The sequence below is a fragment of the Pseudomonas sp. MSSRFD41 genome, assembly GCF_014230245.1.
GTDB classification, from domain to species: domain Bacteria; phylum Pseudomonadota; class Gammaproteobacteria; order Pseudomonadales; family Pseudomonadaceae; genus Aquipseudomonas; species Aquipseudomonas piscis.
The window spans coordinates 235,469-250,684 of sequence record NZ_JACKZK010000002.1; the positions used below are offsets into that span (position 1 = coordinate 235,469).

The window sequence follows — 15,216 nt, forward strand, 5'->3', positions numbered from 1 at the left end:
GATACACGGAGGTCTAGCTATGCGGCGCGTGGTGTTCAATCAGAAAGGTGGCGTGGGCAAGTCGAGCATTGCCTGCAATCTGGCGGCGGTCAGCGCCAGCGAGGGCTATCGCACCTTGCTGGTGGACCTCGATGCCCAGGCCAACTCGACCCAGTACCTCACCGGCCTGACCGGCGAGGACATTCCCATGGGCATCGCCGACTTCTTCAAGCAGACCCTGTCCTCCGGGCCGTTCTCCAGGAAGAACCAGGTGGACATCTACGAGACGCCGTTCGACAACCTGCATGTGGTGACCGCCACGGCCGAGCTGGCGGACCTGCAGCCCAAGCTGGAGGCCAAGCACAAGATCAACAAGCTGCGCAAATTGCTCGACGAGTTGTCCGAGGATTACGAGCGGATCTACCTCGACACCCCGCCAGCTCTGAATTTCTATGCGGTATCGGCGCTGATCGCGGCCGATCGCGTGCTGATTCCCTTCGATTGCGACAGCTTTTCTCGCCAGGCCCTGTACGGCCTGCTGGCCGAGATCGAAGAGTTGAAGGAGGACCACAACGAAGAGCTCGAGGTCGAGGGTATCGTGGTCAACCAGTTCCAGGCCCGGGCCAGCCTGCCGCAACAGATGCTCGACGAGCTGATTGGCGAAGGCCTGCCGGTGCTGCCGGTGTACCTGGCCAGCTCGGTGCGCATGCGTGAATCCCACCAGGCCAGCCTGCCGCTGATCCATCTCGATCCACGGCACAAGCTGACCCAGCAGTTCGTCGACCTGCACAACCTGCTGGAAAACGCCTGAGTTTCAAGTGGCCATGGGCGCTGGGCGTGGCCTGCGCTTCATGGCGCTCTCTCAAATCCCCTGGCTGCGCAACCAGCCGATCAACTGCGGCAAGGGCAGGGCACCGCTTTGCCGGGCCACTTCCCGGCCATTTTTGAACAGGATCAGGCTTGGAATCGAGCGAATGCCCAACTGTGCCGAAAGCTGCTGGTTGGCTTCGCTGTCCAGCTTGGCCAGGCGGCATTTGCCGCTCAGTTGCGCCGCGGCCTGCTGGAAGGTCGGCGCAAAGGATTTGCACGGCCCGCACCAGTCCGCCCAGACATCCACCAACAGCGGCAGGTCGCCCTTGACCTGGCTGGCGTAGTCGCCCTGTTGCAAGTCAAAGGGTTTGTCCAGCAACACCTCGGCCTTGCAGCGCCCGCACTTGGGGCGGTCGCCCAGGCGCTCGGCGGGGATGCGGTTGAGGCCGTTGCAGTGCGGGCAGGGGATCAGCAGTGGGTCGGTCATGGGGGCTCCGGGTCAGTGGCCAATGGCACCTATCTGGAGCCGTGGCGCGGATTTATCAAGACGCGGGGCCGGTGGATGCATCCGCTCACATATCGGAGCCCTGTCCCTGGGCTCCTATCTCTTAGGATTGGCAGGAAATCGACCGCTGGTCTATTCATGATTATCGCAACTTGCGATTGACCGGCTTTCTGGCTAGCTTTCATAGCAATATGCGATAGGGACATTGCATGCGAGTGATCACTGCAAAACGTATATGGGAGGCCAAGGAGAAATGGCCGCAGTCGGCCAAGGCGCTGGATGACTGGTATCGACTGATCAAGAGCAATAGCTTTGCCGATTTCTCGGCAATCAAGGCCATGTTCCCGGCGGTGGACAAGGTCGGTCCATTGCATGTCTTCGATGTTGGTGGCAACAAGCTGAGGTTGATTGCCGTCCTGCGCTACACCACCCAGAAACTCTATATCAGGTACATATTGAACCACCGTGAGTACGACCGGGGGCAATGGAAGGAGGGATGACAATGAGTGTGTTGATCAAGCAGGCGGCCGAGCACTGGCAATTCGTTGCGCCATTGCTACGCAAGCCTCGGACCGAAGAAGACTATGATCGACTGGTCCAGGCTCTGGATGAGTTGCTGGACCTTACGGGGGATGATGAGGCTCATCCTCTGAACAGCCTGCTGGAGATCATTGGTGACTGGATCGAGGCTTATGACCTCGAACACCGGCCTATCCCCAAGGCTAGTGGCATCGATGTACTGCGTTACTTGATGCGCGAGCACGGCCTGACCCAGAGCGACCTGCCCGGGGTCGGGGCGCAATCGGTGGTTTCCGAAGTGCTCAGTGGCAAGCGCCAGCTCAACCTGCGGCAGGTGCGCTGGCTGTCCGAGCGCTTCAAGGTGGCGATGGAAGTGTTCGCCTGACTCAGGACGAACAACTGATCTCCAGGTGCTTGCCCCAGTCCGGCGGTCGCTTGGCGTAGTTGTCCATGCCGGCCTGTTCCTCGAACGGTCGGCTCAGCACCTGGTGCAGGCGCCGCACTTCGCTGTAGTCGCCCGATTCCGCGGCCTCGATGGCCTGCTGCGCCAGGTAGTTGCGCAGGATGTACAGCGGGTTGACCGCGTGCATGCGCGCCTGGCGCTGTTCCTGGCCCTGCAGCGGATCGCGGGCCACCCGTGCGACGTACGACTCGGCCCAGGCATCGAAGCCCTTGAGATCGACGAAGTCGTCACGCAACTGCGCCACGGCCAGCTCCGGCGCCGTGTCTCCCAGGCGGCGGAAGAACAGGCTGTAGTCCACGGCGCTGCCCTGCATCAGTTGCAGCAGCCGTTCCACCAGTTGCTGGTCGGCGTCCTCGGCTTGGGTCAGGCCCAGGCGCCGGCGCATCAGGTCCAGGTAGTGGGCCTGGTACAGCGGCAGGAACAGGCCCAGGGCTTCACGCAGGTCCTCGACCGCAATCAATGGGGTCAGGGCCTGGGCCAGGGCGCTGAGGTTCCATTGGCCGATGGGCACCTGGTTGCTGAAGGAGTAGCGGCCCTGGTCGTCGGAGTGGTTGCAGATAAAGTGCGCATCGAAGTCGTCGAGGAAGGCGAAGGGGCCGAAGTCGAAGGTGATGCCCAGGATCGACATGTTGTCGGTGTTCATCACGCCATGGCAGAAACCATAGGCTTGCCATTTGGCAATCAGCTCGGCATTGCCCTCGACGATCTCGCGGAACATCGCCAGGTAGGGCTGGGGCTGGTGCCGGCAGTCGGGAAAGTGCTGGGCCAGTACGTACTCCGCCAACTGGGTGTGCTGCTCGGACTTGCGCGTGTAGTAGAAATATTCGAAATGCCCGAAGCGAATATGACTGGGCGCCAGGCGCAGGAGCATGGCGCCGCGCTCCTGCTTCTCGCGCCATACCGGGGTGTCCGAGCCGATCACGCACAGCGCCCGGCTACTGGGAATACCCAGGGCATGCAGGGCCTCGGAGGCGAGGAACTCGCGGATCGACGAACGCAGCACCGCACGGCCATCGCCCATGCGCGAATAAGGTGTCTGGCCGGCGCCCTTCAGGTGCAGGTCCCAGTATTGGCCGGCATCGTTGCGTACTTCCCCCAGCAACAAGCCACGGCCGTCCCCCAGTTGGGGGTTGTAGGAGCCGAACTGGTGCCCGGAATAGACCATCGCCCGGGGTTCGGCCTCGGACCACAGCTTGTGCCCGCCGAACAGCTCGGCGAACACCGGGCTTTCGGCGACGGCGGGGTCCAGGTCCAGCAGGGCCATGGCGGCCGGGCTGGCCACCACCAGGCGCGGGTTGTCCAGGGGCTCGGGCAGCACATGGGTCGAGAAGGCATCGCCCAGGCGGGCGAAGCGATTGTCGAAGGTCAGTTCGTCGAGGGCTTTCAACGGCCATCTCCCAGCAGAATGTCCGACCATTCTGCTGGGCAAAGCCGTTCGCGTCGAGTTCGCCGGGCGTTACGGGGCTGGCTTTTCCGGCGCTGGTGGGTCCTGGGGTTTTTCCGGGCCAATGGGCACCATCTTGTACTCCTGGCCGTGGAGGTTCTTGAGGTAGACCTCCATCTGCCGGAACGAGATGTTGATGTGCTGCTTCTTGAACTCGCGACTGATGAAGCGGTTGACCTCGTCGATCACCGGGTTGCGGTCGCCCAGTTCGCGCACGTGCATGCGCAGTTCGTGGTCCAGGGTGCTCTCGCCGAAACTGAGGAAGTACACCTGGGGTTCCGGCTCCTTGAGTACCCGTGGGTTCTCCCGGGCGGCCTTGAGCAGCAGTTCCTTGACCAGGTCCAGATCCGAGCCGTAGTCGACGCCGAGTTTCAGGGTCACGCGAGTGATGGTGTCGGTCAGCGACCAGTTGATCAGTTGCCCGGTGATGAAGGTCTGGTTCGGGACGATGATGTCCTTGCGGTCGAAGTCGGTGATGGTGGTGGCGCGGATGCGGATCCGGCTCACGGTGCCCGAGAGGTTGCCGATGGTGATGGTGTCGCCGATCCGCACCGGGCGCTCGAACAGGATGATGATGCCGGAAATGAAGTTGGCGAAGATCGCCTGCATGCCGAAGCCCAGGCCTACCGATAGCGCGGCCACCAGCCATTGCAACTTGTCCCAGCTGACGCCGAGGGTCGACAGGGTGGTGACGAAGCCGATCCCGGCAATGGCATAGGAGAGCAAGGTGGTGGTGGCGTAGGCACTGCCCTGGGCCAGGTTCAGCTTGGACAGCACCAGCACTTCCAGCAGGCCCGGCAAGTTGCGCGCCAGGGCGAAGGTGATGCCGACGATGATCAGTGCGCCGAGCAGGTCGCCGATGCTGATGGGCACCATGCTCATGTTGGCGCCGGTGCCGCTGGTGTACTCGTAGAGGGTCACCCGGTCCAGGTAGGAGAACACCGAGATCAGGTCGGCCCAGACCCAATACAGGGCCACCATGAAGCCACCCAGCAGGGCCAGGCGGATCAGGCGCAGGGACTGTTCGTTGACCTTCTCGATGTCCATGGTCGGCTCCTCGACCACCGCTTCACCGCTTTCCCCGGCCTCCTTGGCCGCCTGGCGCTTGCTCAAGGCGCGCTGGTAGGCCAGGCGCCGCGCCGCGACGGCCAGGCCGCGCACGAAGGTGGCCTCGACCACCAGCCACAGCATCAAGAGGTACAGGGTGTTGATCAGGCGGTCGCTGAGCTTCAGGGCGGTGTAGTAGAAGCCGAAGCACACCGCGATGAACAAGGCGATCGGCAGCAGGGTGAACAGCAAGCCCACGGCCTTGCGAAACAGCGAGGCGTTCTCGTGGGTCGGGCTGCTGAGCAGCAGGCGACTGAGCAGCCAGGCCATCAGGGCATAGCAGGTCAGTACCACGGCGATGCCCAGTACATCCTCGGCCAGGGCCGCGGGCTGCAACTCGGCCACCGTGACCACCGCCACCAGGGCCAGGACCACCAGGCCCAGGCGGCGGATCCAGCCACGCAGGAACTCCACCTGGGGTTTCTCCCAGCGGAAATGCAACTCGGCCACACCACCGGGAGCGAGGATCCGATAGGCGGTGTAGAACACCAGCCAGGCCTGGGCGATCTGCAACAGCGCCGCGCCCAGGGTGGCGTTCTGCCCCCGGGCATCGATCTGCAAGGCATAGCCGCACAGCGCCAGGCCCAGGGCCAGGGGCATCGCCAGCAGGACGTTGACCAGGATCGCCAGGGGCGTGTGCCACTGGCTGTCACGTTTGAAGTGGCCGATATCCTTGTGCACCTTGCTCAGGCGCGCATACAGGCTCTTGCGCCGCCACAGCAGGGCGCCGATCAACAGCAGCAGGGGCAGGAACAGCAAGGGCTGCTGCACCAGCGCGTCGATCAGCTCGCTGAAGCTCGAGGCCCAGGGCAAGGTGGTGACCTGGTACTGCAAGCGATCGGGTACCTGGCGCAGCCATGCGGTGTCCAGTGGCTTGTTGCTGGGGATCCAGAACATCTGCTCGTCGAGGGTCGCCCGCAGGGTCTGGGTGGTGCTGAGCAGTTGCTTCTGGTTCAGCTGCAGGGTGATGGACTCGTTGAGCAGTGCGCTCAATTCGCGGTTCAGGCGGTCCAGCAGGTCGACCCGGGTATTGGCCAGTTCCAGCAGGGTCTTGCGCAACTGCGGGGTGACTTGCTCGGGCGGCTGGTTCTTGAGCAGGTTGTCGACGTAGGCGGTGGGGCTGCTGAGCAGCTCGCGCTGCTGGCTGACCTCGAACTGGTAGAGGCGGATATCGGCGATATTGTTCGCCAGGTCGCGGTCGACCTTCAGCCGGGGCAGGGCCTGTTTCTGCTTGTAGAGGATCTTGGACAGCAACAGGCTGCCCTTGAGCACGCTGATCTGCTCGTCCAGCGCCGCGGCGACCTGGGTCACGTTGTCCAGTTGCTGCTTGGTCTGCAGGTTGCGCTGGGTCTGTTCGTTGAGTTGGTCGGTGAAGTGCAGCAAGTAGTCGGAGGCTTCGAGATTGATGGCGCTCTCGGTGGCCAGCAGGCTGCTGCCGCCGGCTTTCTGCGCTTCGATGGATTGCTGGGTGACCGTCTCCTGGGACTGGGCCAGGCGCTTCTGGTTGATCAGGGTCTGCAGGTCCTGGGTTTCCTGCTCCAGGCGCGCGATCTTTTCTACCAGCAGGTCGTGCTGGCTGCTGCCCAGGTCTTGCAGCTGGCTGTTGCCTGCCAGTTCCTGGCGGCGCAGCGGGATCAAGGCATTGATCGCCGCCAGCTCGGCATTGAGCAGGTTGCGCTGGTCGCTGCTCAGCAGCTTGCCGTTGTCCTTGCCCGCCTTGAGGATGGTGTTGATCTGCAGGATTCGCGTCTGGGCGTTGCTGATCTCGGCCTGGGCCCGTTCGGGGCGGGTCTGGGCGCTGATGGTCAGGCTGTTGGCCTGGGCCAGGGCTTTTTGCAGTTCACCCTGGGCGGTGGTGCGCTCGGCCAGCAGTTGCTCCAGCTGCGTCACGCTCAGCGTGGCATAGCGCTGGGTCACCGGCACCACCTTGCTGGCCTTGAGGCGCTCCAGCTCGCGCTGGTTTTCCAGGGTCTGGCGTGGAGCGTTGGCCAACTGCTGCTTGAGTTCCGGCAGACGCTGTTCGTAGTCCTGCAGGTTGGCCAGTTGGTTCAGGGTGTTCTGCAAAATGGTCTGCAGGGCCTTCTGATCGACCTCCGACAGCTTGCGCTCGGCGATCTTGTCCAGGCTTTGCTGGACCGCCTCGGCGCTGGGCGGGTCGCCGCCCTGTGCGGCGCCGACAGAGAGACTCAGGCCCAGCAGGGCGATCGCGAAAAACTTATGCAAGGTCGGCATATATATCGGTCAAGCAAGTAGGAATAGAGGAGCGCGCTGGCTGGTAGGAACCTGCCGCGCTTGCGAGTTTAGAGGAAGAGTCCGGGGCCGGGGCGACTTCCTTCGGGGAATCTGACGCCGACCTTGCCGATCTTGTTCCCGTCCATCACTGCGACGGTCCAGATAGTGTTGTTCCACTCCACCTGGTCGCCGACCACCGGCGCACCGCCGACTTTCTGGGCGATGAATGCCGCCAGCGGCATGTTCGCATCCTGGCCGTCGAGCTTGAGGCCGTAGAGCGCCGAGACCGCGCCCAGCTGGGCGTCGCCTTCGAGGACGAAGTCGCCGAAGAAGCGCAGGTCCAGGCCGCGTTCCGGGGCTTGGCTGAAGAGTTTGCCCAGGGCCGGAAGGTTGTGTTCATGGCCGATCACGCACAGCAGGTCATCGGCCTCCAGCACGGTGCTACCCGACGGGTGGAGCAACTGCTGGCCGCGAAACAGGGCGGCGATCCGCGTGCCTTCGGGCATCTTCAGTTCCCGCAGGGCTGCGCCGATGCACCATTTCTCCGCGCCCAGGCGATAGACGAACAGCTCCCACTCGCTGGTGACATGGACTTCCAGGGCGGCCCGGGAAATCGGTGCCGGCTCCGGCGGCACCGTGACCTTCAGCCACTTGGCCACCCACGGCAGGCTGGTGCCCTGCAATAGCAGGGAGATCAGCACGATGAAGAACGCCAGGTTGAAGTACAGCTGGGCGTTGGGCAGGCCGGCCATCAGCGGGAACACCGCGAGAATGATCGGTACCGCGCCCCGCAGCCCGACCCAGGAGATGAAGGCTTTTTCCCGGCCATGGAAGGCCCGGAATGGCAGCAGCCCCACCAGTACCGACAACGGCCGGGCGAACAGGATCATCCACAATGCCAGGCCCAGGGCCGGTAGGGCGATGGGCAGCAGGTCGTGGGGGGTGACCAGCAGCCCCAGCACCAGGAACATGCCGATCTGCGCCAGCCAGGCCATGCCGTCGAGCATGTGCAGGATGCCGTGGCGGCTGCGTACCGGCCGGTTGCCGATCACCAGGCCGCACAGGTACACCGCGAGGAAACCGCTGCCATGCAGGGCGTTGGTCAGGGCGAACACCACCAGCCCGCCGGCGATCACCAGGATCGGGTACAGGCCGTTGGCCAGGTGGATACGATTGACCAGCTGCAGCATCAGCCAGCCGCCGCCGAGGCCGATCACCGCGCCGATGCCGAATTCGCGGACCAGATCCACCAGCAGGCTCAAGTGCAAGCCGGTATGGCCATTGGCGAGCATGTCGATCAGGGTCACGGTGAGGAACACCGCCATCGGGTCGTTGCTGCCGGACTCGATCTCCAGGCTCGCCGTCACCCGCTCGTTGAGGCCCTTGCCTCCCAATAGCGAGAACACTGCCGCGGCGTCGGTGGAGCCGACGATGGCGCCGATCAGCAGGCCCTGGATCAGGTTGAGGTCGAATAGCCAGGCCGCGGCCATGCCGGTCAGCCCGGTGGTGATCAGCACGCCCACCGTGGCCAGCGAGAGCGCCGGCCACAGGGCTACGCGAAAGCTCGCGACCCGGGTGCGCAGGCCGCCGTCCAGGAGGATCACCGCCAGGGCCAGGTTGCCCACCAGGTAGGCGGTCGGATAGTTGTCGAAGATGATCCCGCCGCCGTCGACGCCGGCGGTCATGCCCACGGCAAGGATGATCACCAGGATCGGGATGCCCAGGCGGGAGGAGAGGGAACTGACCAGGATGCTCGCACCTACCAGCAACGCGCCGATCAAGAACAGGCTGTTGATGGTCGTCGCATTCAAAGGCAGTACTCCAGAGCGGAAAAGGCGGGCGCGAACTGACCATGCAGTCTGCGTGCCATCGATTCTAACCTGCTGAAATGTGCCGCTGTCAAAAGCTTTTCATGGCAGCGACGCAGGCCCCGGCGGACGGTATCCGTCGGGGCTTTGGCCGGGTTTTCGAGGGCCTTCAGAGGTTGAAGCGGGCGACCATGCTGTTGAGGTCCACGGCCAGGCGCGACAGCTCGTTGCTGGCTGCACTGGTCTGGTTGGCGCCGGTGGCCGATTGCACCGACAAGTCGCGGATGTTCACCAGGTTGCGGTCCACTTCGCGGGCCACCTGGGCCTGCTCTTCGGCGGCGCTGGCGATCACCAGGTTGCGCTCGTTGATTTCGATGATCGCGCTGTTGATGGTGTCCAGGGACAGGCCGGCGCCCCGGGCGATGTTCAGGGTCGACTCGGCGCGCTCGGTGCTGTTGCGCATGGAGTCCACGGCCTGTTCGGTGCCGTTCTGGATGCTGCCGATCATGCGTTCGATTTCGCTGGTGGACTGCTGGGTGCGGTGGGCCAGGGCGCGGACCTCGTCGGCGACCACGGCGAACCCGCGTCCGGCTTCGCCGGCACGGGCGGCCTCGATGGCGGCGTTGAGGGCCAGCAGGTTGGTCTGGTCGGCCAGGCCGCGGATCACGTCCAGGACCTTGCCGATGTCGCGGGATTCGTTGGCCAGGTCGCCGATCAGGCTGGCGGTGTCCTGCACGTCGCCGCTCATGCGTTCGATGGCGGTCACGGTTTCCTGCACCAGGTCGCGGCCGTCGCCGGCCGAGGCGGTGGCGTTCTTCGAGGCTTCGGAGGTGCTGACGGCGTTGCGCGCCACTTCTTCCACGGCGCTGGTCATTTCGTTGACCGCGGTGGCGGCCTGCTCGATCTCGTTGTTCTGCTGGGTCAGGCCACGGGCGCTTTCCTCGGTGACGCTGTTGAGCTCCTCGGCGGCGGAAGCCAGCTGGGTGGCGGAGCCGGAGATGCGCTGCAGGGTGTCGCGCAGGTTCTCCTGCATCTTGGCCATGGCCCGCAGCAGGCGGCCGGCCTCGTCGCTGCCGTCGGCCTGGACCGGGCGGGTCAGGTTGCCCTCGGCGATCTCCTCGGCGGCTTCCAGGGCCTTGGCGATCGGCTGGGTGATGCTGCGGGTCAGCAGCCAGGCGAACAGCAGGGTCAGGCCAGTGGCCAGGAGCAACAGAAGCACCACCAGCTTGAACGCGGCCGAATACTGCTCCGCGGCCTGGCGGTTGGTGTCCACCGTTTGCTGGGTGTTGATCTCCATCAGGTGGTTGAGCACGGCGTTGATCGCTTCGGAGTTGTTCAGCAACTCGGTGTTGAGCAAGTTGCGCAGCTCATCCACCTGGTTGTTGCGCGACAGGCTCTTCATCCGTTCTTCGATCTGCCGGTATTGGCCCAGCAACTGGACGTACTGGTCATAGGCGGCTTTTTCCGCCGGGCCGGTGATGAGCTTTTCATAGGTGCCCTGAGCGGCGCGAATCTGCTGGTTGCGCATATCCAGCAGTTCCATGGTCTTTTGCTGGACATCCGGCTCACGGTTCACCAGCAGGCGATAGGACAGCACCCGCAGGCGCAGGGTCAGCTGGGTGAACTCGTCCAGGCTCTGGATGCTCGGCACGCTGCTCAGGGTGATGTCTTCGGCGGCGCCACGAATCTTGCTCATCTGGTTCAGGGCGAAAACCCCGAGGATCAGCATCAAGCCGCCGATCATGGCAAAACCGAGGAAGGCCCGCGGAGCGATATTCATATTACGAAGGGACATGATAGGTACCAGGAAGAGCGCATCCATGCGGGGCTTGAGACTGATCTACCGTGACTTATCGGTCGTACGACTAAAGTCTTGAGTCCTGTCGTGGATTTCAGGCTCGCGCGGGTGTCGCGGATGGCTCTTGCGCTGGTCGTTCATTCCGGGCCCGGCCTGCAAACAGGGGCGGGGCCGAGGGCGTCGGATCAGAGGCGGAAGCGCGCCACCAGGCCATTCAGGTCCACGGCCAGGCTGGCCAGTTCATTGCTGGCGGCGCTGGTCTGGTGGGCGCCGGTGGCCGATTGCACTGACAAGTCGCGGATGTTCACCAGGTTGCGGTCCACTTCGCGGGCCACCTGGGCCTGCTCTTCGGCGGCGCTGGCGATCACCAGGTTGCGCTCGTTGATTTCGATGATCGCGCTGTTGATGGTGTCCAGGGACAGGCCGGCGCCCCGGGCGATGTTCAGGGTCGACTCGGCGCGCTCGGTGCTGTTGCGCATGGAGTCCACGGCCTGTTCGGTGCCGTTCTGGATGCTGCCGATCATGCGTTCGATTTCGCTGGTGGACTGCTGGGTGCGGTGGGCCAGGGCGCGGACCTCGTCGGCGACCACGGCGAACCCGCGTCCGGCTTCGCCGGCACGGGCGGCCTCGATGGCGGCGTTGAGGGCCAGCAGGTTGGTCTGGTCGGCCAGGCCGCGGATCACGTCCAGGACCTTGCCGATGTCGCGGGATTCGTTGGCCAGGTCGCCGATCAGGCTGGCGGTGTCCTGCACGTCGCCGCTCATGCGTTCGATGGCGGTCACGGTTTCCTGCACCAGGTCGCGGCCGTCGCCGGCCGAGGCGGTGGCGTTCTTCGAGGCTTCGGAGGTGCTGACGGCGTTGCGCGCCACTTCTTCCACGGCGCTGGTCATTTCGTTGACCGCGGTGGCGGCCTGCTCGATCTCGTTGTTCTGCTGGGTCAGGCCACGGGCGCTTTCCTCGGTGACGCTGTTGAGCTCCTCGGCGGCGGAAGCCAGCTGGGTGGCGGAGCCGGAGATGCGCTGCAGGGTGTCGCGCAGGTTCTCCTGCATCTTGGCCATGGCCCGCAGCAGGCGGCCGGCCTCGTCGCTGCCGTCGGCCTGGACCGGGCGGGTCAGGTTGCCCTCGGCGATCTCCTCGGCGGCTTCCAGGGCCTTGGCGATCGGCTGGGTGATGCTGCGGGTCAGCAGCCAGGCGAACAGCAGGGTCAGGCCGCTGGCCAGCACCAGCAGTGCCACCACCAGCTCGAAGGCGCTGTGGTACTGCCTGGCAGCCTCCTCGGCGGCGGCGGTGGAGTAGCGGGTATTGATCTGTACCAGGCGGTTGAGAGTGCTATTGATCGCCTCGGCGTTGGTCAGCAGTTGATTGTTGAGCAACGCTTGCATGGCCTCCAGCTGGCCGTTGCGCGACAGCTCGATCAACTGGCCTTCCAATTGGCGATGGCGGGTCAGCGCCTTGACGTATTCGGCGTAGGCGGCCCGCTCTTCGGGGAGGCTGATCAGGGCTTCGTAGAGCGGACGGATCTGGTCGATCTCCTGGTTGCGTTCGAGGATGGTCTCCAGCGCCTTTTGCTGGGCCTCGGGGTCGCGATTGACCAGTAGGCGGTAGGCATTGACCCGCAGGCGCAGGCTCAACTGGGTGAAGTCATCGACGCTCTTGATGCTGGGGAGGGTGTCCTGGGTGATCAGCTCGGTGGCCGCGTGGATCTTGCCCATCCGGTTCAGCGCAAAGACACCGAGAAACAGCATCAGGCAGCCGATCAGGGCGAATCCGAGGAAAGCTCGCGGGGCGATGTTCATGGTGCGCAGGGACATTGTTTTCACCTGTGTGAAGCGCGACTGGCGCTTTGAGAAATGGATAAGCACCTGGGCTATCGCATGGAGAAAATGCTTCTTGAACCGCCAAAAGCGGTTTCAGAAATTTCCATTGGCTCGCCCGATTTTTCGAGAAAAGTCCTAGCGTCCGACCGGGGGCAGGAACCCCAGGGGAGAATGGCAGTCTCTAGCAGCTCTCGCGGAAGGGTCATCGCCAGTAAAATCAAGGCCTTGCGCCTGGATAACCCTGGCATCCAGGGTGACTTTTCTTTATCGTACGCGCCCTTTGCAAAAAGCCCGGAAGATCAAAATGTTGGAAGCATCCCTCAGCCAATTGGAACAGCTTGTCAGCGACCTGGTGGTACAGAACCAGGAACTGCTCGGCACGAACGAAACCCTCAAGGCACAACTGGCCCAGGCCAAGGATGAGAACGAAAGCCTGCAACTGAACCTGATGGAGCAGGAAGAGAAGCACGGTGCCACCGCTGCCCGCATCCAGGCCCTGGTTGAGCGCGTCACTGCGAGCCCGGCCAACCCATGAGACATCACAGCGATGGGGTGAGAGTGGTCACGATCCTTGGCGAGGACTATTCGCTCAAGGCGCCGGCCGGGCAGGAACAGGTCCTGATGGATGCAGTGCAGATGCTCCAGGCCACCCTGGCCGATACCAAGAAAAAATTCCCGACCCTGATCGGCGAGCGCCTGCTGGTGCTGGCGGCGATGAACCTGTGCTCCCAGCAACTGGAAATGCAGAAGCGTCACGAACAGGAACTCGAGCGCTACCAGGAACAGGTGAGCGCCACGGTCGACGTGATCGCCAAGACCATCCAGCAGAACTGACACCGCCGAGCCGCCTCAGCCCGTAGCGGCTGGAATCACGCAAAGGCCCCGACACGCTTGCCGGGGCCCGTGGCGCTCAGAACCACTCGTCGCGCATGGCCAGGCAAGTGTCGTCCCGGGCTTCCAGGAGCCTCAGTTCATGCTCGCAGCCGGGCACTTCCCAGGTCAGGAAATAGCGCGCAGCCTGCCGCTTGCCCAGGTAGAAATCCCGATCCGCCGCCTCTCCCCGGGCCAGGCCTTCCTCGGCGCGGATCGCCTGCTCCAGCCAGCGCCAGCCAATCACCGCATGGCCGAAGGCTTTCAGGTAGAGCGCCGAGTTGGCCAGGGTTGCGGTGACCTTGCCAATGGCCAGGTCGCCCAGTAGGCCCAGGGTCACGGTTTGCAGGCGCGCCACCAGTTGCTCCAGGGGCTGGCGCAGGGCGTCCAGGCTGGAATGGGCCTGAGCGCGGCCGCAGGTCTCGATGATCAGGCGGATCAGGCGCTTGAGCCCGGCGCCGCCATTCTGTGCCAGCTTGCGTCCCAGCAGGTCCAGGGACTGGATGCCGTGGGTGCCCTCGTGGATCGGGTTCAGGCGGTTGTCGCGGTAGTACTGCTCCACCGGATACTCGCGGGTGTAGCCATGGCCGCCGAGGATCTGGATCGCCAGTTCGTTGGCCTTGAGGCAGAACTCTGAAGGCCAGGACTTGACGATCGGGGTCAGCAGGTCCAGCAACTCGTGGGCCTGCTGGCGTCCGGCCTCATCGTCCAGGGTGGTGGTGTCGTCGAATAACCGGGCCGCGTACAGGCCCAGGTCGAATGCGCCTTCGACATAGGCCTTCTGGGCCAGCAGCATCCGGCGCACGTCGGCGTGCTGGATGATCGCCACCTGGGGCGCGCTCGGGTCCTTGCCATCTGGCAGGCGTCCCTGCGGGCGTTCACGAGCGTATTCCAGGGAGTACAGGTAGCCGGCATAGCCGAGCATCACCGCCCCCATGCCGACGCCGATGCGCGCCTCGTTCATCATTTGGAACATGTAGGACAGGCCAGCATGGGGCTTGCCCACCAGATAGCCGACACACTCGCCGTTATCGCCGAAGTTCAGCGCAGTCGAAGTGGTGCCGCGATAGCCCATCTTGTGGAACAGGCCGGCCAGCAGCACGTCGTTGCGCTGGCCCAGGGAGCCATCGGCGTTGACCAGGAACTTGGGCACGATGAACAGCGAGATGCCCTTCACCCCGGGCGGTGCATCCGGCAGCTTGGCCAGCACCATGTGCACGATGTTCTGCGCCAGCGAGTGGTCGCCGCCGGAGATGAAGATCTTGTTGCCCTTGATCCGGTAGCTGCCGTCGCCGGCCGGTTCGGCGCGGGTGCGGATATCCGACAGCGAGGAGCCGGCGTGGGGTTCGGTCAGGGCCATGGTGCCGAAGAAGCGACCGTCGATCATCGGCTGCAAAAAGCGCTGTTTCTGCTCCTGGCTACCGAAGCTCTCGATCAGGCTGGCTGCGCCCATGGTCAGGAAGGGGTAGGCGGAGCTGCCGACGTTGGCCGCCTGGAAGTGGGCGAAGCAGGCCTGGGACAGCAGGGTCGGCAGTTGCATGCCGCCGGCCTCGAAGTCGCGGGTAGCGTTGAGGAAGCCGGCCTCGAGAAAGGCGTCCACCGCCGGCTTCACTTCGGGGATCAATACCGCCTGGCCGTTTTCATAACGCGGTTCGTGCTCGTCGCCCTTGCGGTTGTGCGGGGCGAAGTACTTCTCGGCGATGCTGCGGGCGGTACCCAGGGCGGCGTCGAAGGTTTCGCGATTGTGTTCGGCAAACCGTTCGCGCTGGGTCAGGCCCTCGGCATCGAGCACCTCATACAGTTCAAAAGCCAGATTGCGGGAACTGAGCAAGGTCTCGGACATGGCGGCTTACCTGTTGATTGA

Annotated in this window: 12 protein-coding genes and 2 pseudogenes; 5 read left to right on the forward strand and 9 right to left on the reverse strand. The window is 64.0% G+C overall.

Features of this window, described 5'->3' with window-relative positions:
* Positions 1-19: 19 nt before the first annotated feature.
* On the forward strand, positions 20-790 hold the full coding sequence (locus tag H7A76_RS04770; protein WP_022640297.1) for a ParA family protein: 771 nt from the start codon (positions 20-22) through the stop codon (positions 788-790).
* Between the two features lie 51 nt (positions 791-841).
* Here the strand turns inward: H7A76_RS04770 and trxC are convergent, their stop codons facing one another.
* Positions 842-1,276: a thioredoxin TrxC gene (trxC, locus tag H7A76_RS04775; protein ID WP_185697439.1), complete on the reverse strand. Its 435-nt coding sequence runs from the start codon at positions 1,274-1,276 to the stop codon at positions 842-844.
* Positions 1,277-1,503: 227 nt separating this feature from the next.
* Between trxC and H7A76_RS04780 the strand changes: the two genes are divergently transcribed.
* Both H7A76_RS04780 and H7A76_RS04785 read left to right on the forward strand, forming a co-directional pair.
* Positions 1,504-1,794, forward strand: coding sequence for a type II toxin-antitoxin system HigB family toxin (locus H7A76_RS04780; protein ID WP_085595595.1), 291 nt, complete (start codon positions 1,504-1,506; stop codon positions 1,792-1,794).
* A 2-nt stretch (positions 1,795-1,796) separates the two neighbouring features.
* Positions 1,797-2,198, forward strand: a complete 402-nt coding sequence (locus tag H7A76_RS04785) for a type II toxin-antitoxin system HigA family antitoxin (RefSeq protein WP_152899074.1) — start codon at positions 1,797-1,799, stop codon at positions 2,196-2,198.
* A 1-nt stretch (position 2,199) separates the two neighbouring features.
* On the opposite strand, the gene selO is transcribed toward H7A76_RS04785, so the two are convergent.
* The 7 genes and pseudogenes from selO to H7A76_RS32725 all read right to left on the reverse strand — a co-directional run.
* Positions 2,200-3,663 (reverse strand): protein adenylyltransferase SelO, encoded by a 1,464-nt coding sequence (gene selO, locus H7A76_RS04790; RefSeq protein ID WP_185697440.1) that lies wholly within the window; start codon positions 3,661-3,663, stop codon positions 2,200-2,202.
* Positions 3,664-3,732: 69 nt separating this feature from the next.
* The gene (mscK, locus tag H7A76_RS04795; protein WP_185697441.1) at positions 3,733-7,059 is read right to left on the reverse strand and encodes a mechanosensitive channel MscK; all 3,327 of its coding nucleotides are present in this window, start codon (positions 7,057-7,059) and stop codon (positions 3,733-3,735) included.
* Positions 7,060-7,127: 68 nt separating this feature from the next.
* Positions 7,128-8,870, reverse strand: a complete 1,743-nt coding sequence (locus H7A76_RS04800) for a potassium/proton antiporter (RefSeq protein WP_185697442.1) — start codon at positions 8,868-8,870, stop codon at positions 7,128-7,130.
* 166 nt (positions 8,871-9,036) lie between these two features.
* Complete coding sequence (locus H7A76_RS32710; RefSeq protein ID WP_409519178.1) at positions 9,037-9,909, reverse strand: methyl-accepting chemotaxis protein; 873 nt, start codon at positions 9,907-9,909, stop codon at positions 9,037-9,039.
* Positions 9,892-10,689: pseudogene (locus tag H7A76_RS32715) on the reverse strand (MCP four helix bundle domain-containing protein); the annotation flags it as partial. The gene H7A76_RS32710 and the pseudogene H7A76_RS32715, both read right to left, overlap by 18 nt.
* Positions 10,690-10,850: 161 nt before the next feature.
* Entirely contained in the window at positions 10,851-11,723 is an 873-nt protein-coding gene (locus H7A76_RS32720; RefSeq protein ID WP_409519179.1) for a methyl-accepting chemotaxis protein, read from the reverse strand.
* Positions 11,706-12,476 (reverse strand): annotated as a pseudogene (locus tag H7A76_RS32725) (MCP four helix bundle domain-containing protein); the annotation flags it as partial. The gene H7A76_RS32720 and the pseudogene H7A76_RS32725, both read right to left, overlap by 18 nt.
* A 310-nt stretch (positions 12,477-12,786) precedes the next feature.
* Between H7A76_RS32725 and H7A76_RS04815 the strand changes: the two are divergent.
* Both H7A76_RS04815 and H7A76_RS04820 read left to right on the forward strand, forming a co-directional pair.
* Positions 12,787-13,017, forward strand: coding sequence for a hypothetical protein (locus H7A76_RS04815; RefSeq protein ID WP_185697445.1), 231 nt, complete (start codon positions 12,787-12,789; stop codon positions 13,015-13,017).
* Positions 13,014-13,316, forward strand: coding sequence for a cell division protein ZapA (locus H7A76_RS04820; protein WP_185697446.1), 303 nt, complete (start codon positions 13,014-13,016; stop codon positions 13,314-13,316). The genes H7A76_RS04815 and H7A76_RS04820 overlap by 4 nt, the downstream gene beginning before the upstream one ends.
* Positions 13,317-13,392: 76 nt before the next feature.
* Here the strand turns inward: H7A76_RS04820 and H7A76_RS04825 are convergent, their stop codons facing one another.
* A complete protein-coding gene (locus H7A76_RS04825; RefSeq protein ID WP_185697447.1) occupies positions 13,393-15,195 on the reverse strand; it encodes an acyl-CoA dehydrogenase in 1,803 nt (600 codons plus the stop codon).
* Positions 15,196-15,216: the final 21 nt, after the last annotated feature.